The 23,466-nt window shown below is 44.4% G+C and carries 17 protein-coding genes and 1 pseudogene; 6 read left to right on the forward strand and 12 right to left on the reverse strand.

All coding sequences use genetic code 11. The annotated features are described in order from the left end of the window. Positions 1 to 135: 135 nt before the first annotated feature. Together AC27HD_RS17045 and AC27HD_RS17050 are read right to left on the reverse strand one after the other, a co-directional pair. Positions 136 to 1,842: a sodium:solute symporter family protein gene (locus AC27HD_RS17045; RefSeq protein WP_032095504.1), complete on the reverse strand. Its 1,707-nt coding sequence runs from the start codon at positions 1,840 to 1,842 to the stop codon at positions 136 to 138. A gap of 4 nt (positions 1,843 to 1,846) precedes the next feature. Further along, the gene (locus tag AC27HD_RS17050) at positions 1,847 to 2,113 is read right to left on the reverse strand and encodes a DUF4212 domain-containing protein (protein WP_032095503.1); all 267 of its coding nucleotides are present in this window, start codon (positions 2,111 to 2,113) and stop codon (positions 1,847 to 1,849) included. A 257-nt stretch (positions 2,114 to 2,370) separates the two neighbouring features. Between AC27HD_RS17050 and AC27HD_RS17055 the strand changes: the two genes are divergently transcribed. Beyond that, positions 2,371 to 5,823 (forward strand): PAS domain-containing hybrid sensor histidine kinase/response regulator, encoded by a 3,453-nt coding sequence (locus AC27HD_RS17055; RefSeq protein WP_487107327.1) that lies wholly within the window; start codon positions 2,371 to 2,373, stop codon positions 5,821 to 5,823. An 18-nt stretch (positions 5,824 to 5,841) separates the two neighbouring features. On the opposite strand, the gene AC27HD_RS17060 is transcribed toward AC27HD_RS17055, so the two are convergent. After that, positions 5,842 to 6,462, reverse strand: a complete 621-nt coding sequence (locus AC27HD_RS17060; RefSeq protein WP_487107352.1) for a mechanosensitive ion channel domain-containing protein — start codon at positions 6,460 to 6,462, stop codon at positions 5,842 to 5,844. Between the two features lie 274 nt (positions 6,463 to 6,736). Between AC27HD_RS17060 and rimK the strand changes: the two genes are divergently transcribed. The 4 genes from rimK to AC27HD_RS17080 all read left to right on the forward strand — a co-directional run bounded on the left by rimK (position 6,737) and on the right by AC27HD_RS17080 (position 10,353). After that, the gene (gene rimK, locus AC27HD_RS17065; protein ID WP_032095501.1) at positions 6,737 to 7,642 is read left to right on the forward strand and encodes a 30S ribosomal protein S6--L-glutamate ligase; all 906 of its coding nucleotides are present in this window, start codon (positions 6,737 to 6,739) and stop codon (positions 7,640 to 7,642) included. An 82-nt stretch (positions 7,643 to 7,724) separates the two neighbouring features. Continuing rightward, positions 7,725 to 8,756, forward strand: a complete 1,032-nt coding sequence (locus AC27HD_RS17070) for a succinylglutamate desuccinylase/aspartoacylase family protein (protein ID WP_487107329.1) — start codon at positions 7,725 to 7,727, stop codon at positions 8,754 to 8,756. A gap of 6 nt (positions 8,757 to 8,762) precedes the next feature. Next, positions 8,763 to 9,197 carry an ATP-dependent zinc protease family protein gene (locus AC27HD_RS17075; RefSeq protein ID WP_032095499.1) on the forward strand — a complete coding sequence of 145 codons (435 nt, stop codon included), beginning with the start codon at positions 8,763 to 8,765 and terminating at the stop codon, positions 9,195 to 9,197. Positions 9,198 to 9,270: 73 nt separating this feature from the next. Next, positions 9,271 to 10,353: an amino acid ABC transporter substrate-binding protein gene (locus tag AC27HD_RS17080; protein ID WP_487107336.1), complete on the forward strand. Its 1,083-nt coding sequence runs from the start codon at positions 9,271 to 9,273 to the stop codon at positions 10,351 to 10,353. A gap of 35 nt (positions 10,354 to 10,388) precedes the next feature. Here AC27HD_RS17080 and AC27HD_RS17085 read toward each other — a convergent pair whose 3' ends face one another. From AC27HD_RS17085 to AC27HD_RS17120, 8 genes and pseudogenes are all read right to left on the reverse strand, one after another. Further along, positions 10,389 to 11,033: a response regulator transcription factor gene (locus tag AC27HD_RS17085; protein ID WP_032095498.1), complete on the reverse strand. Its 645-nt coding sequence runs from the start codon at positions 11,031 to 11,033 to the stop codon at positions 10,389 to 10,391. Between the two features lie 15 nt (positions 11,034 to 11,048). Next, positions 11,049 to 12,995, reverse strand: coding sequence for an acetate--CoA ligase (gene acs, locus AC27HD_RS17090; RefSeq protein ID WP_032095497.1), 1,947 nt, complete (start codon positions 12,993 to 12,995; stop codon positions 11,049 to 11,051). Positions 12,996 to 13,264: 269 nt separating this feature from the next. Next, positions 13,265 to 14,452, reverse strand: coding sequence for a hypothetical protein (locus AC27HD_RS17095; RefSeq protein WP_032095496.1), 1,188 nt, complete (start codon positions 14,450 to 14,452; stop codon positions 13,265 to 13,267). A 554-nt stretch (positions 14,453 to 15,006) separates the two neighbouring features. Then, positions 15,007 to 16,059 (reverse strand): aldo/keto reductase, encoded by a 1,053-nt coding sequence (locus AC27HD_RS17100; RefSeq protein ID WP_487107339.1) that lies wholly within the window; start codon positions 16,057 to 16,059, stop codon positions 15,007 to 15,009. Between the two features lie 312 nt (positions 16,060 to 16,371). Next, positions 16,372 to 16,596, reverse strand: a pseudogene (locus tag AC27HD_RS17105) (ankyrin repeat domain-containing protein); the annotation flags it as partial. A 76-nt stretch (positions 16,597 to 16,672) separates the two neighbouring features. Then, positions 16,673 to 16,849 (reverse strand): hypothetical protein, encoded by a 177-nt coding sequence (locus AC27HD_RS17110; RefSeq protein WP_487107341.1) that lies wholly within the window; start codon positions 16,847 to 16,849, stop codon positions 16,673 to 16,675. A 511-nt stretch (positions 16,850 to 17,360) separates the two neighbouring features. After that, entirely contained in the window at positions 17,361 to 18,722 is a 1,362-nt protein-coding gene (locus tag AC27HD_RS17115) for an alkaline phosphatase PhoX (protein WP_487107343.1), read from the reverse strand. Between the two features lie 153 nt (positions 18,723 to 18,875). Beyond that, complete coding sequence (locus tag AC27HD_RS17120) at positions 18,876 to 21,452, reverse strand: sensor domain-containing protein (protein WP_487107345.1); 2,577 nt, start codon at positions 21,450 to 21,452, stop codon at positions 18,876 to 18,878. Between the two features lie 451 nt (positions 21,453 to 21,903). Here AC27HD_RS17120 and AC27HD_RS17125 point away from each other — a divergent pair, with 451 nt between their 5' ends. After that, positions 21,904 to 22,881 carry a transposase gene (locus AC27HD_RS17125; RefSeq protein ID WP_487107347.1) on the forward strand — a complete coding sequence of 326 codons (978 nt, stop codon included), beginning with the start codon at positions 21,904 to 21,906 and terminating at the stop codon, positions 22,879 to 22,881. 476 nt (positions 22,882 to 23,357) lie between these two features. On the opposite strand, the gene AC27HD_RS17130 is transcribed toward AC27HD_RS17125, so the two are convergent. Further along, a partial coding sequence (locus tag AC27HD_RS17130; RefSeq protein ID WP_487107037.1) for an EF-Tu C-terminal domain-related protein occupies positions 23,358 to 23,466 on the reverse strand: 109 nt, incomplete at its 5' end.

Raw genomic sequence — 23,466 nt, forward strand, 5'->3', positions numbered from 1 at the left:
CTTTCTTTAGTGAATTGATTAATTCATTAAAGAAAGGGGCATTTGCACAAAAGAAAAAAACCAACCCACTAAACACTGTTAGAAGGCTGGTTTTCCATTGTACTAATGCATCTTCTTACGAATGTTTTTCATTCATTAGTGTGCAGAGGCCTCGCCTGCTCCTTTAGGATAGCGAATACTTTCAACCAACTCTTGGATTTCCTCTGGTGCTTCATCTGTCACTTTGAAGACAAGGAATGCCACCACAAAGTTAACTATCATACCCAGTGTACCGATACCTTCTGGTGAGATACCAAACAACCAGTTGTCGGGTATATTCGCCTCAGGACTCACAAACTTGAAGTAGATAATGTACGTCGCGGTGAAGGCAATACCAGATAGCATACCCGCAACTGCACCTTTGTCATTCATACGCTTGCTAAAGATACCCATAATAATCGCAGGGAAGAAACTGGACGCTGCTAAGCCGAAGGCAAAAGCGACCACCTGCGCAACGAATCCGGGCGGGTTAATACCAAAGTAACCGGCAATGACAATGGCGACACCTGCGGCCAATCGTGCATAAAATAGCTCTGCCTTATCCGTAATATCTGGCGCGAAGTTTCGTTTCAGTAAGTCGTGAGATACCGACGTGGAGATTACGAGTAATAAGCCAGCAGAGGTAGAAAGCGCAGCGGCAACACCACCAGCGGCCACCAAGGCAATAACCCAAGCCGGTAAATTCGCAATTTCAGGGTTCGCCAGTACCATGATGTCACGGTCGACGGTCATTTCGTTGCGCTCATCACCAGAGTAGAACATGACGCCATCGCCATTCTTATCGTTAAATTCGATAAGTCCGGTTTGCTCCCAGTTCTTAATCCACGATGGTGCTTCTTCATAGCTTGTACCTGTAAGCTCAGGGCCGTTTATGGTTTCAATCATATTAACGCGAGCGAAAGCAGCAAGAGACGGTGCAGTGGTGTAAACAATGGCGATAAACGCTAGTGCATAACCCGCTGATTTACGTGCATCGTGTACTTTAGGAACAGTGAAGAAGCGAACAATAACGTGTGGCAAACCTGCCGTACCTACCATAAGTGCAAAGGTAATGAAGAACACATCAATCGTACTTTTCGTGCCTGTGGTGTATTCATGGAACCCGAGATCGGTGGATAAATTATCCAGTTTTTGCAGCAGATGCATACCCGACCCATCGGCCAGTGTGGCGCCAAACCCAGTTTGAGGAAGGATATGACCGGTTACCATTATAGAAATAAATACCGCAGGAACTACATAGGCAAATACCATCACACAAAACTGTGCAACTTGCGTGTAAGTAATACCTTTCATACCACCTAGTACGGTGTAGAAAAAGACGATAACCATACCAAGCACAACGCCGGTAACAATATCAACTTCTAAGAATCGACTGAATACAACGCCGACCCCTCGCATCTGCCCGGCCACATAGGTAAAGCAGACGAAAATGGCACAAAATACCGCAACGGTTCGCGCTGTTTGTGAGTAGTAGCGGTCTCCAATAAAATCGGGTACAGTGAATTTTCCGAATTTGCGAAGATAAGGTGCTAAGCAAAGCGCGAGTAGAACATAACCACCTGTCCAACCCATAAGATAAACGGCACCGTCGTATCCCATAAAAGAGATAAGACCGGCCATGGAAATAAACGATGCAGCTGACATCCAGTCTGCGGCAGTTGCCATGCCGTTTAGTACAGGTGGAACACCGCCGCCAGCGACGTAGAAATCGTTTGTCGATCCGGCTCTGGCCCAAATCGCAATGGCAATGTACAGCGCAAAAGTAGCGCCTACAATGATAAAGGTGAGTGTTTGAACATCCATCGTATTATTCCTCTTCTACGCCGTAACGTTTGTCCATTGCGCTCATTTTCGCCATATACACAAAAATAAGAGCAACAAAAACTAAAATGGAACCTTGTTGTGCAAACCAGAAGCCCAGTTTGAAACCAAAGAATTGGATGTTGTTTAATGCATCGGCAAACAAAATGCCGGCACCAAAGGATACAGCGAACCAAACGACTAAAAGTTTAAAAAGGAGAGCTAGGTTCTCCTTCCAATATGCTTTTTGGTCATCATTATTTCTAAAAGACATTGTTCCGTCCCCACGTCAGGTTAATCGGTTGTTGTTTTTTTACATTTTCCTAACGCTTAACTTTTTTACATTGTCGCTACTGATTTCACGTTGCAAGCAACATTCACCAAAAGCAGCGAAGCCAAGCCTATAGGAGGTTGGATATCACTTTAGACCTGCATGAAATATTTAAAAATGAGACCATGGTCGTAGGTAGACGATGGTCTCAATAGGTATAATACGCATCGAGTTGTAAATTTTTAGTTAATGGGAAGGCTATGGTTTTTGGTTGGGTTACACTAGCGGTACTGTATCTATTTTTACTTTTTTCTCTAGCAAGCTGGGGCGAAAAGAACTCGCCAACGGCGCGGGCGCTTACCTCACACCCAGCGATATACTCTCTTGCATTGGCTATTTACTGCACTGCGTGGACGTTCTTCGGCATGGTGGGACAGGCAAGCAGAGATACCTGGATTTATCTGCCTATTATGCTCGGCCCCATTTTGGTATATGTGGTGGGTTATAAGTTTATTTATAAGCTGACTTTGGTAAGTAAAAAGCAGCACATCACAACTATTTCTGACTTTATTGCTTCTCGTTATGGTAAGCGACAAACAGTGGCCTTGGTAGTCACACTCATCGCGTTACTTGCCACCATTCCCTATATCGCGCTGCAACTCAAAGCAGTTGGCAATACGTTTCAGCTACTGACCCAGCAACCTAAAAACGACATTATTATTATTGCGGCAACGGCTTTTATTGCAGTTTTCGCCATCTATTTTGGTACCCGCCAAACGGATGTCACTGAATATAGAAGAGGGTTAATGCTAGCTATCGCCTTCGAGTCGTCGGTGAAATTGCTCGCACTGGTTTTGGTGGCGTTTGTTGGCTATAGCGCCTGGAAAACCACACAAAGCGGGCCCTTTTTTGAAAGCTTTTTAAACGAAGCAGCCTTGTCTACTTTTAGCTCATTTACATTTATTGCTCAAACCATAATGGCAGCCGCCGCCATCGTGTGTTTGCCACGGCAGTTTCACGTAGCGATTATCGACAATTTAAGCTTGTCCCATTTACGCACCGCCCGCTGGCTGTTTCCGCTCTATCTCATTATTATTTCAGCGGTTATTCCGGTTATCGCCATTGCCGGTAAAGCCATATTTGCAGGTACCGGCATCGAGCCCGATTCGTACGTGTTATCACTGGCCATGTTTTCAGAGTCTGCCCTACTACAAGTCATTGTTTTTGTTGGCGGTTTGTCTGCTGCCACTGCGATGATTATTGTAGCAACGCTTACGCTCAGCACTATGCTAACAAACGACGTAATACTACCGCGCATACTTGCACTGACCGAAGACACAGACAAAAAACGAGATATTTCACGCCGCATTAGACTAATTCGGCGGGTGGTTATCGCCTTTATTTTGCTAATGGCCTTTTTATACCACCAGCAAATGACCAGCAGCCGCTCCCTGCACTCTATAGGTCTAATTGCTTTTTCATTGGTTATTCAACTACTACCGGCCATTGTAGGCGGCTTATATTGGAAACGAGCCCATGCTCACGGTGTGTATGCGGGGTTAATGATTGGCTTGGTTATTTGGGTTTTGTGGCTAGTGCTGCCTATTGTGAGCGACCAAGTATCAAGGCTTGAACAAAATGAACTGATTAGCCAAGGAGCAATGATAAGTTTAGCCGCCAATGCGTTTATGTACGTGCTTTTTTCTTGGTTTGCGCCTCAGAGACTTATCGATCGCATTCAGGCAGAAGCCTTCGTGTCGCCTACTATGTCTGCCAGCAACACCATAAAAACCCAGGTAGCAAACGTGAGAGTGTCAGACTTAACCACGCTACTGTCCACGTTTATGGGTTCGGGCAGATGCGTACAGCTTGTTGATGAATATCAGACGCTTAATCACTGTCAGCTGAATGAGCAAGATACTCCTGATGAGTCATTCTTATCGTTCTGCGAGCGAGCGCTAGGGGGGGTAATTGGTGCATCAAGCGCAAAAGTGCTTCTTGATAGCGCCTTGCGTGGTAAAAAAATGGACTTCACTGAGATCATCAACTTCTTTGATGACACCACCCAAGCCATGCAGTTTAATATGACCGCCCTACTCACCTCCCTTGAAAATATGGACCAAGGGATAAGTGTTGTCGACAAACATCTTCATTTAGTCGCGTGGAACAAGCGCTATTCAAACCTGTATCCCTACCCTGACGACTTACTTGCTGTTGGCGTGCCCATTGAACGTCTTATTCGCTATAACGCGGCTCAGGGTGAGTTTGGCACTTTCAATGTTGAAGCCGAAGTAGAAAAGCGCTTAGAGCACTTGCGCTCGGGCATGCCCCATAAATTCACCCGCCAGCGAAAAGATGGCCGAGTGATAGAAATGGTGGGTAACCCGCTACCTGGTGGTGGCTTTGTAACCAGCTTCAATGATATTACCGGTCACGTAGAAATTCAGCAGGCCCTTGAAGAGTCTAATATCGATCTTGAAGCCAGAATTAAAAAGCGTACCGAAGAGGTACATTCCATTAATGCCGAGCTTCGCCTTGAAATTGAAAAACGCGCCGGCGCCGAAAAAGAGTTAATTCGAGCAAGAAAGGCTGCAGAAGATGCCAACGCAAGTAAGACGCGATTTTTAGCCCTTGCCAGCCATGATGTATTACAGCCACTCAATGCGGCCAAGCTATACGTAAGCGCTTTGGAAGAACAAGACTTGTCGGAGCAAACACATACGATCATTCAAAAGCTCAGCCATAGTGTGTCGTCCAGCGAAGCGCTTATTGGTACGTTGCTAGATATTGCGCGCCTTGATCAGGGCGAGATGAAGCCAGATTTCGAGTCGGTTGACGTTAGCAATCTGCTTTCACCTCTTGTGGATGAGATGTCTATGCGAGCGAAAGAGAAAGGGCTGGAGCTTAAAGCAATAATTCGCCCATGCTGGGTGCGAGCCGATAAAACCTACTTATACCGGATTTTGCAAAATTTACTGTCTAACGCGGTGAAGTATACCGAGAAAGGCAGAGTGTTATTTATTGTTAAACCTGTGGGCAATTCCGTGACGTTTAATATCATGGATACCGGCATTGGTATTTCTAGCGACAAATTGGACACGATATTTGGCGACTTTTTCCGTGCTAATGAAAGCAAAGAGCACGGTCTTGGATTAGGGCTTGGTGTCGTACGGCGACTCAGTTTCCAGCTTAACAGCGAAATTAAAGTCACTTCTCGCCTGGGCAGAGGCAGTAGCTTTCGATTTACACTGGAAAAAGTAGCGGCAAAACGTCCTTCTGCCCAAGTCGCGAAACCAAGAAATACCACATTTAGCGGAATGAAAGTGCTATGTGTAGACGATCAGCGGGAAAACTTAGATGCGTTGAGTACCTTACTTGAAAAATGGGGCGTTAGCGTAACGCTTGCCAATAATTGGGATGATGCACTATCTCTTGCAGTGTCGGTAAAGCCACAAATTCTCTTAATGGATTATCAGTTGAGTTTTGAGGAAGAGAAAAATGGCTTGGCGCTCATCGAACTTATTCGAACAACGCTGAATGTGGTTGTTCCCGCGGCACTGATTACAGCCACCCCCGATGACAACTTGGTGGTTCAATGCAAGGAGCAGGGAGTCAACTTTTTAGCTAAACCGCTAAAACCAGCGAAGCTGCGGGCCTTACTGCAAAGCATGACCCGCTATATTCGAGAAGCCAAAAATGTAGAGCGCGATTAGATGCGTTGAGAGAATCTGCTATCGCTCTTCATTGGCTTGGTTTGAATCGTCTACTTGCTTAGGAGTAGGCGTGTCGGTCTTGGCCACCACTTTTCCTATGCTATTCCACTTTACCTTCGGGTTTAGCATAACAGGGCGAGTAAGAATAAGGTTGTTTGGGTACATAATGGTTTCGCGCTCCGTTGTCACCAACCTAGTACTAAACGGACCAATATCAGCTATAAAGCCTTCAACAAAATTATCGCCATCGATAATGCGTAGGTAGTTGCCTCTGCGATAAGACACATTGGTGAGCAAAATAAAGTAGGCGGTAATATTACTTATAAGCGACCAACTCGCGAATAAGGCAACACCGGTTACCGTAATAATGGACGTGGAAAGTACAAGTAGCCCTGAAAAGTCGATACCCCAAGCAAGTAATAGTAAACACAAAGAAACAGTGGCTACCAGCACACGGGCAGCAAACAGCCCCTTTAATGCGCTATGAGATTTTAACTTTGACTTGGCAATATCATTTTCAATTTTTGGCAGCAGCTTTCTAGACATCACCAGATAAACCAGCAAAACCAAACTGCTAAACACGATATTCGATTGGTACTCAGTTGCCCACCGCAACACCCCATTTAACAGTTCCATCATTAACCCGTCGTTTTCCACAAAAACCCTCATATCAGTGTCAATATTCGTTACTAAGTTTACGGCAAATATATCGCCATTTTCGACATGCTACCGTTATTGGGCTACTCTTTCATAAAATAAAAACAATCGCCACCATAAGAAAAAATCGTAAGACAGTCGTTACAGACTCAATTAGTATGCGCGCCTAAATAGCTTGCGCATTTACTTTTCACATGTAACCGTGTGGTTAATTCGTAAGCAAACTCACTTCTTCGTTATCAAGGCTGATATATCAATGCGTATTGCAATACTCTCGAGAAATCCAAAACTCTACTCTACTTCACGCCTTGTTGAGGCCGGCAAGGCTAAAGGTCATGAAGTTGATGTTATTGATACTATGCATTGCTATATGGATATTACGAGTGCCCGCCCTTCGGTAAGATACAAGGGAAGAAAGCTTCCCTATTACGATGCGGTAATTCCGCGAATAGGCGCGTCGGTGAGTTTTTACGGCACATCAGTCGTTCGTCAATTTGAAATGATGGGCACATACAGTGTTAATGAATCTGTCGCTATTAGCCGCTCTCGAGACAAACTTCGCTCCTTACAGCTGCTCTCTCGTAAAGGCATTGGCATGCCAAGAACAGGCTTTGCTCATCACCCGGATAAAATAGACGACGTGATAAAAACCGTTGGTGGCGCTCCTGTGGTGATAAAATTACTGGAAGGCACCCAAGGTATTGGCGTTGTGCTGGCAGATACACACAATGCGGCGGAATCTATTATCGAAGCCTTTATGGGGTTGAACGCCAGTATACTGGTGCAAGAGTTCATCAAAGAGGCGGGTGGCAGTGACATTCGCTGTTTAGTAGTGGGCGGCAAAGTGGTAGCAGCAATGAAGCGTCAAGCGGCCGAAGGTGAGTTTCGTTCTAACTTACATCGCGGCGGCCAAGCAAGCTTAGTACGATTAAGCCCTGCAGAGCGCAAAACCGCCATAGATGCCGCCAAAACCATGGGGCTGAACTGTTGTGGGGTGGACATTTTGCGCTCTAACAATGGCCCTGTTGTCATGGAAGTTAACTCATCGCCAGGCTTAGAGGGTATTGAGAAAGCGACCAACAAAGATGTCGCAGCGATGATTATCTCATTTATTGAAAAAAGCGCTGGGCCGCATAAAACAAAAACACGTGGTAAAGGATAAGAAGGTCGTTAAGTGATGATTAGGGTATTTGGCCCAATTAATAATTTAAGGCTGCAACGCCATCTGTGAAGGAAAAACCTGAGTGGTAAGTAACGTTTTGACGATTGGGGGACACGATATAGCCCCAGGAGAAACCAAAAAAATAAACCTTGAGATGCCACCGCTCTATACAGCGACGAATATGAGCATTCCTGTTTATGTAAAGCGAGGCAAACGCCCCGGCCCCATTATGTTCGTTAGTGCAGCTATCCACGGCGACGAACTCAACGGGATAGAAATTGTAGGCCGCTTAATTCGCTCAAAAGCCATTGAGAAACTGAGTGGTACACTTATCGCAGTACCAATGGTTAACGTTTACGGTGTACTGAATCAATCCCGCTATTTACCTGACAGACGAGACTTGAACCGCAGCTTTCCCGGTAGCAAAAAGGGCTCTTTAGCAGGTCGACTTGCCAATTTATTTTTTAACGAAGTAGTAAGTAAGTGCGATGTGGGAATAGATCTACACACCGGCGCTATTCACCGAAGCAATCTTCCGCAAATTCGAGCGAATTTGGACGATACGGAAGTGCTGGAAATGGCAAAAGCTTTTGGCGTACCGGTATTACTAAATGCTGAAATACGTGAGGGCTCGCTAAGAGAGGCGGCTAGCACCAGTGGCGTAAAGATTCTGCTTTATGAAGCTGGACAAGCACTTCGCTATGATGAATTTTCTATACGGGCCGGAGTGAAAGGGATTATTAATACCATGCGGCATTTAGGCATGCTGAATAAAAGCCGCAGCAAAGGTCACAGTATTAATCGTTTCATCGCACAACAAAGCGGCTGGGTAAGAGCTTCTGAAAGCGGATTTGTTACCCATTTGGCACAGCTTGGCGACCACGTTGAAAAGGGAGATAAATTAGCGGCCATTGCCGACCCATTTGGTAACTTTGTTGGCAGTATTATCAGTCCAGCCGAAGGCATTGTAATCGGAAAGCAAAATATACCGCTTACCCAAGAGGGTGAAGCCATATATCACATTGCCTATTTCTCTAAGCCTAACGAAGTAGCAGAACATGTTGAGCTTTACCAAGACAACCTGCTGCCTAGTGAAGAACCTCTTGTAGAGTAAAAAATAATGAACAATAAAAAACTTATTGGTGCTGTCGAGCTATGTGATTTACCCCAGTTAGCTATTACAGAGCTCAACGTGAGAGTAGACACTGGAGCAGCCACATCATCTTTACATGTGGATAATATTGAAGAGCTTACCAAAGGCGATGAGCTATGGATTAGCTTCGACATTCACCCTGATATTTACAATGTAGATACGGTAGTACGGCGAGAAGCGAAAGTTTTTGGCAAAAAAAAGGTGAAAAGTTCTACCGCAACGCGAGAAAAGCGCTATGTTATATTAACGGACATTGTTATGGACGGTTTTCAGTGGAATATCCAGCTTACCCTGACAGACCGCTCGGAAATGACATATTCTATGTTACTAGGCCGAGAGGGAATGGCTGGACACTTTATTGTAGACCCTGAATACGACTTCCTTCTCACTGGAAAAGACTAGAGCGCACTCCCCTTTTTACTAGCAGTTACTGTATAGCAAAGGCCAGCGCGCTGTTATCAAAGGAAAGATCGCAATGGACATGTGGCGGCCAGGCAGGGCTTTGCTTTTTTCATCTTTACAAACGCGTATAGTCTTTGCGCTACTTGCCTGTGCCCTTTTTACCTTCGTATCACACGCAAACGCCAATCAAGATGACGACTCTGCAAGCGCTGCCCACACTAAAATACGACTACCCAACGTGCATCCGGGTAGAGATGCAATTTACGCCCACGCAAAGCAGTTACTCACCGAAGCGCTCCTTGTAACGCAAGCAGACTACGGCACTTTCGAATTCGTAGTCAGTAGCCAAGAAAGTCCTCAGCGCCGACAGCTCAGAAGTTTAGAACACGATCTTTTAGATATTACGTGGAGCGTTACCTCGTCAGACAGAGAAGCCTATTTTTTACCCATCCGTATTCCTATTATGGCTGGACTCTTCGGCAAGCGCGTGCTGTTAATTAATGCTGAAGACACCCGCTTCTCAAAAGATATGGATCTTACAGATCTTAAAGCGTTTAGGGCGGTGCTTGGCTATGACTGGCCCGATACTACTATTTTTAGAAAGGCGGGTATTCCGGTGCTTGAAACCACCTATCGCGCGTCGTTTAAAATGGTGTCTGAAGGGTTTGCTGATATGTTTCCTCGAAGCGTGATGGAAGTGTTAGAAGAAATGGAGCACAAAGACTTGAGTAAGGGGCTTGTTATTGAGGACAATATTGTTATTTCATACCCTAGCCCGATTTTTTTCTTTGTAGGCAGTAATAACCAGCAGCTCGCTACACGAATAACCGAAGGCTTATTACAACTGTTAAAAAATCATCGATTCCAACAGTTATTAAAACAACATAAGGGCTATCAACAAAGCCTAGCGCTTATGAAGGGGCGAACTGTAATTAGTATAGACAACCCGCTTTTAAGTAAAGAGAGTAAAAAGGCGATAGAAAACTTTCTCCCGCTTTTTGCACCCGCTGAGCTGTTGTTAAATGGCTCAACCACAGATGGCACTGTTGTAGATGGCACTGTTATAGATGGCACTGCGGCAGACAGCGCTGTCGTCGAGAGCTCAGTTGTGGACAGCTCGACTTTAGAGAGCCCAGTTAAAGAAGACCGGAGTTAAAAAGCCCTAGCGTAAAGCGTTTTGTCGCAGCTTTATTAGCGTGAGGGTGGCTCTAATTCTAGCTGTGAAGCAATGAGTACTGCTTGTGTGCGGTTATTAATACCAAGCTTTTTGAATAAAGCCGTAACGTGGGCTTTTACCGTCGCTTCAGCAATATCTAAGTTGTAGCCAATCTGTTTATTCAACAAACCGTCTCGCATATAACACAGCACTTTATACTGAGAGGGTGTCAGTGAGGCCACCTTATCCGCAAGCTCTGAAAATGCCTCGTCCACTTCATCGACGCTTTCACTAAGCCCTTCAGGCAGCCAAATATCACCATCGAGAATGGCTTCAACGGCGTTACCGATGTCCTGTGCACTGGCAGTTTTAGGTATAAAGCCAGAAGCGCCGACACCAATAATTTTAGATATTAACGCAGTATCTTCCGTGCCCGATACTACGGCCACAGGAATATCTGGATACAGTTTGCGAATATGAAGAAGCCCGAACAGATCGTTACTGCCGGGCATATGTAAATCGAGTAAAAGCAGGTCGACATCCTCTTTGTTGAGCATATCAACCGTAGACATTAAGTCTCCTGCCTCCTTGAGGGTTAAGGAAGGCAGCGACAAGGATAGAGCGCCTCTTAATGCATCGCGATACAGCGGGTGATCATCGGCGATTAACAGCGTTATCATTGTCGTTTTCCTTGATTATTTATTGAGTCGTTCCTCTATGAGTGTATCAACAACGGATGGATCCGCCAACGTCGATGTATCACCTAATTGCTCATGCTCGTTTGCCGCTATTTTACGCAATATACGACGCATAATTTTACCAGAACGTGTTTTCGGCAGCCCCGTTGACCACTGAATAATATCTGGTGTGGCTATAGGACTCAATTCTTGGCGTACCCAGCTTTTAAGCTCTTTGGTTAGGGCATCATTAACCTCTACGCCTTCAATAGGACTTACATAAACGTAGATCCCTTGGCCTTTAATATCGTGAGGATAGCCAACAACCGCGGCCTCTGCCACTTTGCTGTGCGCAACCAGTGCGCTCTCGATTTCTGCGGTACCTAAGCGGTGACCCGAAACATTGAGTACGTCATCTACACGGCCTGTGATCCAATAGCAGCCATCTTCATCGCGACGAGCGCCATCACCGGTGAAGTACACACCTTCATATGCACTGAAATAGGTATTAATAAAACGTTGATGGTCGCCATAAACAGTGCGAGCCTGACTCGGCCAACTGTCTTTAATGACGAGGTTACCTTCGGCGGCACCTTCAAGCTCATTGCCATCAGCATCAAATAGCGCTGGCGCTACGCCAAAGAAAGGGCGAGTTGCCGAACCAGGCTTAAGCTCTGTCGCACCTGGTAATGGAAGAATCATATGACCGCCAGTTTCCGTTTGCCACCAGGTATCGATAATGGGGCAACGGCCTTTACCAATCACGCGGTGATACCATTCCCATGCCTCTGGGTTAATCGGTTCACCTACCGTGCCCAACAAACGCAGCGATGATAAGTCGCAGCCCTCTGCTGGCGTGTCTCCGTGGGCCATTAGCGCACGGATTGCCGTTGGTGCGGTATACAGGCTGTTTACTTTATATTTTTCAACCACCTGCGCAATGCGCTTAACATCTGGATATGTAGGTACACCTTCAAAAAACACCTGTGACGCGGCATTAACCATAGGCCCGTAGACCATGTAGCTGTGCCCCGTTACCCAGCCAACATCAGCAGTACACCAATAAATGTCATCGTCTTGGTAATCAAAGGCGTATTTAAACGTCATGGCTGAATACAATAAATAACCGCCAGTGGTATGCACAACGCCTTTCGGTGTGCCAGTAGAGCCAGATGTATACAAAATAAATAGTGGGTCTTCGGCGTTCATGACCTCTGGTTCGCATTGCGCAGAGCAATTATCAATTGCATCTTGCCACCACACGTCGTGCTTACTGTTCCAATCGACATCGCCACCAGTCAGCTTGTGCACAACGACATGCGTGATAGATGGACATGCATCGTTCGCCAATGCCTTATCAACGTTTGCTTTAAGAGGGATGCTGCGCCCCGCTCTGCGCCCTTCGTCAGCAGTAATTACCACTTTTGCTTCGCTGTCGTTAATACGATCAGCAATGGCATTTGGCGAGAAACCGCCAAAAATAACCGAATGCACTGCGCCTATGCGGGCACACGCTAACATCGCGTAAGCGGCTTCTGGCACCATGGGCATGTAAATCGCCACGCGGTCGCCTTTTTCAACGCCCATTTCTTTAAGCGCATTTGCTAACTTACATACCTCATAATGCACCTGTTGGTAGGTGATATCTAAGCTGTCTTGTGGAGAGTCACCTTCCCAGTGAAAGGCAACCTTAGTGGCGTTCTTTTCTAAATGTCTGTCGATGCAGTTGTAGCTCGCGTTTAACGCGCCATCTTCAAACCACTTTATCGATACGTCGTTTTTGTTAAAAACCGTATTTTTAATTTTTGTTGGCGCTTCGTACCACTCCAATAGTGCAGCATGCTCCGCCCAGAATGACTCAGGGTCGTCTATCGACTTCTTGTACATTTCGTCGTATTGAGACGCAGTAAGATGTGTAGATTGAAGGATATTTTCTGGTACGGGATAAGTCTTGCTGGCAGTCATAGATTGCCTCCAATTTAATAATGTTAAATTCTCGATTGATTGAGGAATACTCTAGTCATTAATCAATAAAGCAAAATGAGACATTGGTCTTAATGACTTTTTTCATCGAAAAATTATTGCTCAACGTTCATCTGTAGACGCTTGTTTGTTTTTTTAGTTCTGTGAATTTTTTTAAGATAATCACTAAAAATATGCAATTACAATGTTTTACACCCGTTATTTCTGTAACGAAATAACGGGTGTAGGTATTTAGCAATTAGTCTTAGCTGTTAGAACTTAAAGACAACTCCCGCGCGACCAACGTTTGCCGAGAAGTCTTCAAAATCGCTTCCGTATTCGGTGTTAAAGTTAGTCAATTGAACAAACGCAGTAAAGCTATCCGTTATCTTATGGCCGTAGTTGATATAAGCGGTGGTGTTTTCATTTAAATCAGTGAGTGATAAACGAGCACGGTCACCCGAGTCGACAGAGGCACTGGCATAACCCACCTTAATCGTAGAATCTGCATTGAGTTTCCACGTCACATACGTAAAGAAGCCGCTCTCGCTAAAGCTTTCTCTTACTTCGCCTGCCGCGTTTAAACCTGAAGACGGAGCTACACCCAATGCATTTTGGTTGTTTAACGCTTCACCAGTATAATATTCAGCGTTTACACTCACTGCCCCAAAATTCAATGTGGTATACATTTTCAATAAGTTAGCGTCTTGATTTTCACCCGAGGCAAAACCAGCTTCGTCTTCAAAATTCAATTCAGCGAAATGGCCCGCGGCGCCAATTTTATGACCAGAGAAGCTATAGTTTACGTCTACTGCAAAACCAGGCATGCTGCCAAGTTCATTCGCGTTAATACCACCAGCAGTAGCATTTCTTCCCTTACCTGTTAGAGCACCGGTTACCGTTAGCCCATTATTTTTATACGTAGCACCCACTTCCACTGCTAAGAAACCAGAATTACCGGCACGATAAGCATTACCTATCCAATTGTAACTACCGCTTGATTTGATACCTGCCGCAGTGCTCCACTTTTGCCCGCCAAAGAACGTCCAGTTCTCGTCCAAGTCATAATATAAGGTCGCTAGACGAAGTCGTGGCTCCTGAGCCTGAATGGCCGTTTGGTTAGTAAAGCCATCTTCACCATCAATAAAATCAAATTCCAGTACCGTTCTTACTTTTTCATGGCTCATATTTAACGAAAAACGTGACTGTGCCGCTTGAAACGATGTGGCATCAGAACTAAGAAACGTAGTTTGTTGATCTGTGGCTGGCGCACCGCCGAATATATCGGTTCTTAACGCATGCGTCGGGGCTACTTGGCTGTAAGCACTGCCATAACTGGCAACGCCTTGATCAGACGCTACCATTTCGGGTTTGATCATACCTTTAAAACTAAACTCAAAGGCTAAAGCAGGTGAAGATATCAAAACAAGTGCGCACGATGCAGCAACACGATTAAGCATGTGGTTCTCCAAATTTATTTGTAGTGTTTAACTTTAATTCTTAGCTCGGTGCCCCTGCGAACGTGTGTAAGCACAGGGAATATATAATTTAGTTTGAACATGTAGCGGATTAACTTCCGATTAACATAAATTCAACAAACCAATTGTGGGTTAAAAATAAGCAAAATACTCTATAAATCATAGTTGTTGCGACCAAAGTCTTATGATTTCTTGTGCGGCAAAACAGCGTTTAGTTAACGTATAAATAAGCTAACGCACTGTTTAATTTAAAAACTTCAAACACCGCATTACGGATTTCACTATTAAACAAATTACGATTTTTCAACGCGTTAATGGCTAAGGCTATAAGCATAGGTAAAAAAGAGAAAATCACCGACCTTATTGCTGATTTTTTAAATTGATAGGAAGCAGTGAGAGTTAAAAATAGGACAAGCGATTTATCAAAAAGCAGTAGTTCAACTTAGAAAATCGTGGGGAGTGCACGTAAATACGTTAGAAAAATGAATTAGCGCGCCTTGCTTTAAGGCGCGCAAACCGAAGTTAGGCGGGTAAATTTAAAATCCCATGGGATAGGCTTTGAACACGTTATTTATATCATTGAGTGTGTTATCGCTTAGCTTAATATCAAACGCTGCGATATTTTCAGAAAGCTGCTTGAGCGTAGTTGCACCGATAATAGTAGATGTAACACCCGGTACTTGCTGACACCATGCTAAAGCAAGTTGCGACGGCGTAATGCCTGCGTTTTCTGCAATATTGACGTACTGCTCGGTAGCTGATTGCGCTGCAGGTTGGTCTCTGAATAAGCCCATTCGCTGTGCCAATGTCCAACGCGAACCATCAGGCCGTGCACCATTGTGATATTTTCCACTGAGCATTCCTGTGGCTAGCGGCGACCAAGGCAGATAAGCAATGTTTTCACACTGGCACATCTCAATAAGATAAGGCCAATCTTTTGCGTGTAACAGGCTAAATTCATTTTGAATAGACACAGGTAAAGGCACATTTTCTTCTGCGCACAAACGCAAAAACGTATGAATTCCCCACGGTGTATCATCAGACAACCCCCAGTGGCGAATTTTGCCCGCATCAAGGGCCGCTTTTATGCCTTTGAGAATATTGCGCATGCCGCTGATTTCTTTATCGCGGTCGATAGTTGTTGGGTCTGTACTGTCAGGCCAATGTTTGCCAAAGTGCGGGGTTACCCTATTTGGCCAGTGAAGCTGATACACATCGATATAGTCGGTGTGTAAACGCGCAAGTGATTCATCAAGAGCTGTAGTCAGTGAAGAGGCCGTTATTGGCCCACCCTCTCGGATATATTTTAAGCCTGCACCTGCTACCTTGGTCATAACCACAATGTCACTGCGTGCGTCTTGATTACGAGAAATCCAATTGCCAATAATTCGCTCTGTGTCGCCGTAGGTATCTGCGTTAGGAGGTACAGGATACATCTCAGCGGTATCAATAAAATTCACCCCCGCATCAAGGGCCATCGCCATCTGCGCATCGGCATCTTGCTGCGTATTTTGAATACCCCAGGTCATGGTTCCTAAACATATATCGGAAACCTGAAGGCCGCTTGAACCTAAACTAGTAAACTTCATTCTCTTATTACCCTTTAACTGTGCCTTTAAAGTGTACACTTGAACTGGTGCGCGCTCATATAAATTGTGAACTCAGCTAGCAGACTTTAATTCTGTAAACTCACATGGTGTGAGATTCATATTTGATATTGGCTGTGAGCGTTTAAAAAACAATGCAACGTTAGCAAAAGCTCGATGAAATGTCGCAAAACTCTGAATAAAAGCTAAATTCAGTACGGTAAAGGTGACTATTGCGATCCGCAAACCGTTATTTTTGCCTGATTCGCACAGTAAATAGGTATTTAGAGCATCCTGACTGTTACAGTTTAAAGATCATTTGTTTTCTTTTGAAGCAACAAGAGATGAAGCTAAGCCGTAGTTTCCCTGAGAAATGGCGATATCTTCCACTGAATTACCCGACTTGTCTTTATGATGAGGGTTGGCGCCCTTTTCAAGGAAAGAAGCAAAAACCTCTCTACGGTCGAACCAGCTTGCAAACACTAACGCTGTTCGACCCTGCTGATTTGATTTATCCACATTACAATCGGCAAAAATGAGTTGTTTAGCAACGCCAGCATGTTAGCGGTAGCGCCGCCTAAGATAAATTTAGAGAAGGTAGATTTTAATGCAGTACTCACAGCTGAACTCCTACGTGAATGTTGATGCGGGATTGGGTGCTTTTAACTTCAACGCAAACTTGGTCGCCGTAGTAGTTATCAGCGTAGTTGCATCGTGTTTGAACAGATTGGTTAGTAGTGGAGGAGACACGGTGGCCGTTCGCCGTTGATAGTTTTTTTAGTAATGTGTTCATTTGATTCTCCTTGTTAAGTTAGGAGCATTATTATTAATTCAAAACAACTATTAAAACGACTAAAACTGATTCGCAAGATTGATTTAATAGATTGTAAAGATGCTTGCTAATCGAGAAACCTCATAAACTGGGGTATTACGTAGGGAGTACAAAGCAGAATAGGAGATAGCAATGAAAATAGAGGGTAACCAGAAAGTAAGCTAGACCTGAATGATGTAAGGGCTGGGAAAGGCGTATATGGGAACTGATTAAAGCTAAGTAATTGATAAATTTGAGCGCATATTTGTGTACGAACGCGAGCGTTAGTGCGGGTGTTAGCACAGAGGCTGGACATAAATACGCCGCTGCCATAACAACTTGTAAAAGCGGCGTAGATATTAAGGAGGTAGGTTAATACAAGTGACGGTTGACCAAAGAAAGCGCAGTCTTTCCTACTAAACGTTAACTGCTACTTGTTAACTGCTATCCGTTGGCGATTTCCCTTTAACTGTTATCCATTAACGTCTCATTCTTAACTACTAAGCCAGGGGCCAGTGATAGCCAATGTTTTAGTAGGCGAGTAAACATTAACAAAGAGTGTGCTGCCGTCAGGAGAAAAACAGGCTCCGGCAAGTTCGGTTTGTGCATGCAATTTAGCAAAGTTATATACCTCACCCTCAGGGGTTATCCCACGAAGATGGTTATCAACTATATCGGTGTATTGGTCTTCGCATACTAGTAAATGACCGTTTGGACACACCGTTAAATTATCGCCAAAGTTGTACAAGTTTTTATCTTCACTTTGCAAGAACAGTTGAAGTTTATCGGCACTGCCATCAAGTGATGGCACCACACGCATTACCTGCCCTAACTGTTTTTCTCCGCCGTTGGTGCAGCAAAAATATAACTCTTCATCACCCCAGTGCATACCTTCCCCACGCGCAAACAACGCAGCGCCTTTCTCATAGGCCTGTATACGAAGATCATCCTCTGGGCTTTCTGGATCATCTAAATCTACCCACTCAATATCAAACCACTGCCCTGTTTCCATAGACGGATTATTCCAATTTCGTGAATCGAACTGGGGCTTTCCGACCACTTTAAGGGCCTGCAGCTTGCCGCCATCTGCCAATTTAGCAGGTGTATTCGGTACAAACCGATACAGCACACTATCGCCTCGGTCTTCAGTGAGATACACCATTCCAGTGCGAGGGTCTATGCTTGCGGCTTCATGATTAAATCGCCCCATGGCTTTTAGAGGCTCTGGTTGCGTCATCGATGTGGCAGAGGCAGGCACCTCAAAAATATAGCCATGGTCTTTGCTTACCACGCCGTTTGGTTTATCTACCGATTCCTCGCAGGTAAGCCATGTACCCCACGGAGTAATACCGCCTGAGCAGTTGCGCACAGTGCCGCTTAAACTGATAAATTCCCGCTCAACCTTGTGGGTTGAAAGGTTATAGACAAGAGTGCTTGTGCCGCCAGGCAGCGCAGTACCTTCAAACCCACTTCCCTCGCCATAGGAGTCGTAAGCTAAAGCCGGAGAATGCTGTTGAATAGACTGAGGCTGCTTTTCAATATGTGTAGGGTGTAGCTCGTGATTGCGAACCAGCGCGACACGTTCTTCATCAAGGCCAAAACAGCCCATACCGTCGGCTCTATCTGGCACGTTCAGGCCATCCGACATGGCATCGCCAAATTGAGATATTACTCGGTAGGAAAAGCCTTCTGGCAAATCTAATAGTGAGTTTTTGTCTTTGACAAGGTTGCCGTAGCCCGTTGAAATTGGCATTGCAGAAGCTACTGCCTTGCTAAGTTGGCTTTTGCCAAACGCACTTGACGCAAGGCCACCAAAAGCCAGTGAGCCCAACATAAACTGTCGCCGTGTAATCATACTAAACGCCCCAAAGATGCTCGTGATAAGAAGGTAGAAAGGTAGCACTCAACAAGCAAGACCTAAGTTCACAAGTACACATAAATCATTGCCATCAATTGTTATAGTATAACAATTGATGGCAAAAACAATCATTACTGACGTGGTATATTTTTACTTTAACTTAGTACTGGGGTTAGTGCTCAGATTAGTATTGTGCCAGTGCTCTACAGGCATAGGCTTTGAAAAATAATATCCCTGAAAGCGATTACACCCTTTGCTGATTAAGTATTCAACTTGCTCTGGAGTTTCTACCCCCTCAGCAATGGATGTCACATTAAGGGCTCTTGCCATATCAATGATTGCATCAACTATAGGCGAGCCATTGTGATTGCTGTGTGTACCAACATCATCTATGAATATTTTGTCTATCTTTAGCTCACTAATTGGAAGCTCTTTTAGATAGGCCAGACTGGAATAGCCAGTTCCGAAGTCATCGATAGAAAAGCGGAAGCCGCATTTTGCGAGCTGATCCATTGTATGTTTAACAGTATCGATATCTACCACTAACGCCGTTTCAGTAAGCTCTAACATAACCATTTGGGTAGGAATGCCATAATAATTGACTCTTGCTAGCAAAGAAGAGGCAAAGTCTGGCAGTACAATTTGTTTGGCACTTATATTAATAGCAACACACAAGTCTAAACCTCGCGCGATAAACTGCTTCAGGGTTTTGAGTGTTTCATCGATAACCCAATTCCCAATGTCGCAGATAATATGACTTTCTTCTGCAATGGATATGAAGTCGCCAGGGCTCACTGTGCCCAACTCACTAGAATGCCAGCGAACTAAGGCCTCAAACGACGTGGTAACCCCTTGATGATTCACTTGGGGTTGCAACGATAGAGATAGCTCTTGTTTCTCTAGGGCTTGGCGTAAATGCGATTTGATGGCGAGGTAGCGATCGAACTCTTGCATGCCATCATCAGAAATATGGCAAAGTCCGAATGGGGCTGATTTCTTAGCTCGCTTAACCGCGTTTTCTAGTACATTAATCACGCGCTCATAGTTTTGCTTATTGGCTTCAAATACCGCGCTTCCCAGGGATGCACTTAGTGACCAGTTGCCATCTTCGGTATCTATGTCGTAGTGGCGAGGATTAATAAGTGCGTTCTCGATTAAGCTGGTATCAAAACGGTAAATGTCAGCTTTCTTATAGGTCTTTTTAGACATGATAATAAAGCTGTCACCCGCAAATTTATAAATATGATATTCATGACCTATGATAAACAACAGCTTTTCAGCAATGGCTTGAAGCGCATTATTTGCATTAGAATAGCCAAGGCGGGTATTAATTTGCGCCATATTGTCCATATCAAGCAATAAAATATGCATATATTCTTCATGCACGGCGGCCCGCAAGATTAAGTCTTTGCACTCTTTTTGAAACCATTGGCTGTTACGTAAATGAGTGACACTGTCAGTATAGGCTAGGTTATAGATGGTATCCTGGGCGGCAATGCGCTCACTAATATCGCGCACTACGCCGATATATATTTTTACCCCTAAATCCGTACTTTCAGACAGCGATAGCTCCATTTGAAATACCGAACCGTCTTTGCGCTTTGCTGGAAGCTGTCGGCCAGTTCCGATAATTTGCGCGTTTCCGGTACGCTCGTAACTCGCCATATACCTGGCGTGATTTGATGCATACGGCTCGGGCATTAATATTTCAACCGACTTCCCAATAAGTTCGCCATCATCATAGCCAAAGATTTTAAGCGTGATGTCGTTGCAATGAAGAATTATGCCTTTTGAATCTATGCTTACTACCGCATCGTTTATACTGTCGAGGATATTCTGTATTCGGCTTGCCCGCTCTTCGCTAAGTAAAACAGTGCTTTTGTAATTTGTGATGTCTTCGAAGGCACCGAAATAACGACGTATATTTCCTTCGTCGTCTAACTCGTGTTTGCCAGAGGTGCGGACCCATTTTTTATCGTTATTTGCCGATATAATTTGCACTTCGATATCGTATGGCGTGTTGTGCTCTAACAACTCGTGAAACGCCGACTGAACGGCAGCTTTAGACTCTGGCTTATAAAACGTTAACGCTTGCTCAACATCGATTGAGACTTTCATGGTTACATTGTGTATTGCGTAGGTTTCTTTAGACCAAAAAAGCTTCTTATCCTGTGGGTAGTATTCCCACGCCCCAGTTTTTGAGAGACTGCTGACCTCATCGAGTAGCGATAAGTTATTAATTGTGCGGGTTTCTAAGTAATATTTTTGTAGCCGCGTAGCAATTAGCTTCGCGTTTGCGTGAAATCCAGCTTTATAAAGCTCGATGCCGGGTTGAGGTGAATTAAAAATAGCGACCAAAATCCCGACATTGCGTCCGAGCTCATTGAAAAGCCCAGCGCCAAGATAGGCCTCAGCATCTATTTGTGAAAGAGAGCCATCATCTGGAAATTGAGAGCACACCGCACTTGAGTAAGCACATACGCCGGTTTGTAAAACCTGCTCACAAGGTGAGCCCTGCAAGGGATACTCGAACAGCTCGCTGGCTTCAGACTGCTGTTGAATGCCAATGAGCACTGAAACACGGTCGTTGTCTCGAACACCAAGCAGTAAATAATCCGCTTTCAACGACGCGTTGTATTCTACAAGCTCATCAAAAAATTCTTGCCTATATTTGCGAACAAGACTGCGAAACTCAGCCTCTTCGAAAACCGTATTATGCGAAAACATAGCCGCCTATTACTCAACACAAACCAATTAACCGCATTTATGTTGGTAGAGTTGATGAATGGAAAGACACAGAAGAGCTCTAAAACGATGCCTTAGCCTTTAGTAGTATAATAGTAGAGTCTGTATCACAGTCAATTGATTAATAATGACAGGCATCAAAAATACTAATACAAACAATAACTAAGTGAATTCTTATATATTAAATAGGGAGTTTTAGCTTAATACTTATTGAGACAGGCACCTTACCTGCCACCTTACTTCCCCCCAGTTACTTATGAAGACAGGCATAGTTTCTTATGAAGACAGGCATCGTAAGTCACTTATCGATACCACTTATCGAGACAGGCATTTTTCAAACACTCAGATAAACAAAACTGTACCTCAATACACTTTCTTTAGTCTAGATAGCTATACACACTAGTAATTAAGTAATCCAGAGTTAGAAAACTTGATGCCAAAAGCCAGAAAATCACAAATTAGTCTATCAGACACGCCCTATTATCACTGTGTATCTAGATGTGTTCGCCGAGCGTTTTTGTGTGGTTCTGTGCACGGAAAAAGCTTCGAACATCGCCGTCAATGGGTTGAAGATCGTATTCATCTTCTGAGTGAAGTATTTACCATTGATGTGTGTGCTTATGCGGTAATGAGTAATCACACCCACCTAGTGCTGCATATTTGCAGAGAACAGGCGCAGGCGCTCACTACAGACGAAGTAATTCAACGCTGGCACATCCTATACAAAGGAACCTTATTAACACAGAGGTATGCGTTACAAGAAACAAGAAAAGACCTTAGTGATGCTCAAATAGAGTCAGTGGAAAACACAGCTGAGATTTGGCGAATGCGCTTATACGATATTAGTTGGTTTATGAGAGCCTTGAATGAATATATCGCTAGAGCCGCAAATAAAGAGGATGAGTGCACCGGACACTTTTGGGAGGGACGGTTTAAGTCACAAGCACTATTAGATGACGGCGCTCTCGCTGCCTGTATGGCATACGTTGACCTAAATCCAGTTCGCGCGAAATTGGCCGTTTCACCTGAGACCTCTAGGCATACTAGTATCCAGTATCGTATTCGTGCTGCCAAAGCAGGCAAGATACCGAAACGCCTTATGCCGCTAAAAGGTAGCCCTCAGCAGAATAGCGAGAATAGTCTACCTTTTAGCCTCGTCGACTATCTTCAGTTGGTCGATGCCACTAGCCGTTACATCTCCCCTGATAAGCGAGGCAAGATACCCAACAAAGTACCTAACATTCTAGACCGGCTTAATATTGGCAGTGAAAAGTGGTTGATATTAACCACACAATTTGAAGTTTGTTTTAAACAAGCGGCAGGCCAGGTGATTAAACTTGAACAATATGCTCACAACCGAAAGCAGCTGAGAGTTCATGGGAAGCACCATGCTATGCGCTTATTTGGGTAGGTTAATATCTCATCGAACACCATTAGAGTAATAGGGTTGAACTTTAATAGAGTATTGACTGCAGGATAGAGTTCGCTTCATTACGCTAAATCATATTGTTTCAACATTTATCCATCACTGTTCGACCAGCAAAACACATCCCCATCGTGACTAAACTTATAAATAGCGCTCGATATTTGGCGTTTTATGATTGTTTGTTGTGCCTGTCTTGATAATGGCTTTATAGTACTTACTATGCCTGTCTTAATAGTGGCTTGTATGTTGCGACTTTCTAATTAGTAGCTTTGGCTTACTATGCGTGCTTAATATGCGTGTCACAATAACAGCTGTCAGTGTATTGATAATAGCTGGCTGTAATTACGGGAATGGCTAGATTAGAGTGCCTGTCTCTTTAGTACCTGTCTCTTTAGTAAATCGAGGGCATAAAAAAAGCGCACCTAAGTGCGCTTTTTTGTGCAGTGTTTGCAGAGTCTAGATTAGTCTAGGATCTTAGCAACAACACCAGCACCTACTGTACGACCACCTTCACGGATTGCGAAACGTAGACCTTCGTCCATCGCAATCGGAGCAATTAGCTCAACTTTG

Source organism: Alteromonas sp. 4NS20-0143 (assembly GCF_057542855.1).

Bases quoted from the DNA above. Each gene is read 5' to 3' on its own strand.
- AC27HD_RS17045 (WP_032095504.1), bottom strand. From the start codon at position 1,842: ATGGATGTTCAAACACTCACCTTTATCATTGTAGGCGCTACTTTTGCG.
- AC27HD_RS17050 (WP_032095503.1), bottom strand. From the start codon at position 2,113: ATGTCTTTTAGAAATAATGATGACCAAAAAGCATATTGGAAGGAGAAC.
- AC27HD_RS17055 (WP_487107327.1), top strand. From the start codon at position 2,371: ATGGTTTTTGGTTGGGTTACACTAGCGGTACTGTATCTATTTTTACTT.
- AC27HD_RS17060 (WP_487107352.1), bottom strand. From the start codon at position 6,462: ATGATGGAACTGTTAAATGGGGTGTTGCGGTGGGCAACTGAGTACCAA.
- rimK (WP_032095501.1), top strand. From the start codon at position 6,737: ATGCGTATTGCAATACTCTCGAGAAATCCAAAACTCTACTCTACTTCA.
- AC27HD_RS17075 (WP_032095499.1), top strand. From the start codon at position 8,763: ATGAACAATAAAAAACTTATTGGTGCTGTCGAGCTATGTGATTTACCC.
- AC27HD_RS17080 (WP_487107336.1), top strand. From the start codon at position 9,271: ATGGACATGTGGCGGCCAGGCAGGGCTTTGCTTTTTTCATCTTTACAA.
- AC27HD_RS17085 (WP_032095498.1), bottom strand. From the start codon at position 11,033: ATGATAACGCTGTTAATCGCCGATGATCACCCGCTGTATCGCGATGCA.
- acs (WP_032095497.1), bottom strand. From the start codon at position 12,995: ATGACTGCCAGCAAGACTTATCCCGTACCAGAAAATATCCTTCAATCT.
- AC27HD_RS17095 (WP_032095496.1), bottom strand. From the start codon at position 14,452: ATGCTTAATCGTGTTGCTGCATCGTGCGCACTTGTTTTGATATCTTCA.
- AC27HD_RS17100 (WP_487107339.1), bottom strand. From the start codon at position 16,059: ATGAAGTTTACTAGTTTAGGTTCAAGCGGCCTTCAGGTTTCCGATATA.
- AC27HD_RS17110 (WP_487107341.1), bottom strand. From the start codon at position 16,849: ATGAACACATTACTAAAAAAACTATCAACGGCGAACGGCCACCGTGTC.
- AC27HD_RS17115 (WP_487107343.1), bottom strand. From the start codon at position 18,722: ATGATTACACGGCGACAGTTTATGTTGGGCTCACTGGCTTTTGGTGGC.
- AC27HD_RS17120 (WP_487107345.1), bottom strand. From the start codon at position 21,452: ATGTTTTCGCATAATACGGTTTTCGAAGAGGCTGAGTTTCGCAGTCTT.
- AC27HD_RS17125 (WP_487107347.1), top strand. From the start codon at position 21,904: ATGCCAAAAGCCAGAAAATCACAAATTAGTCTATCAGACACGCCCTAT.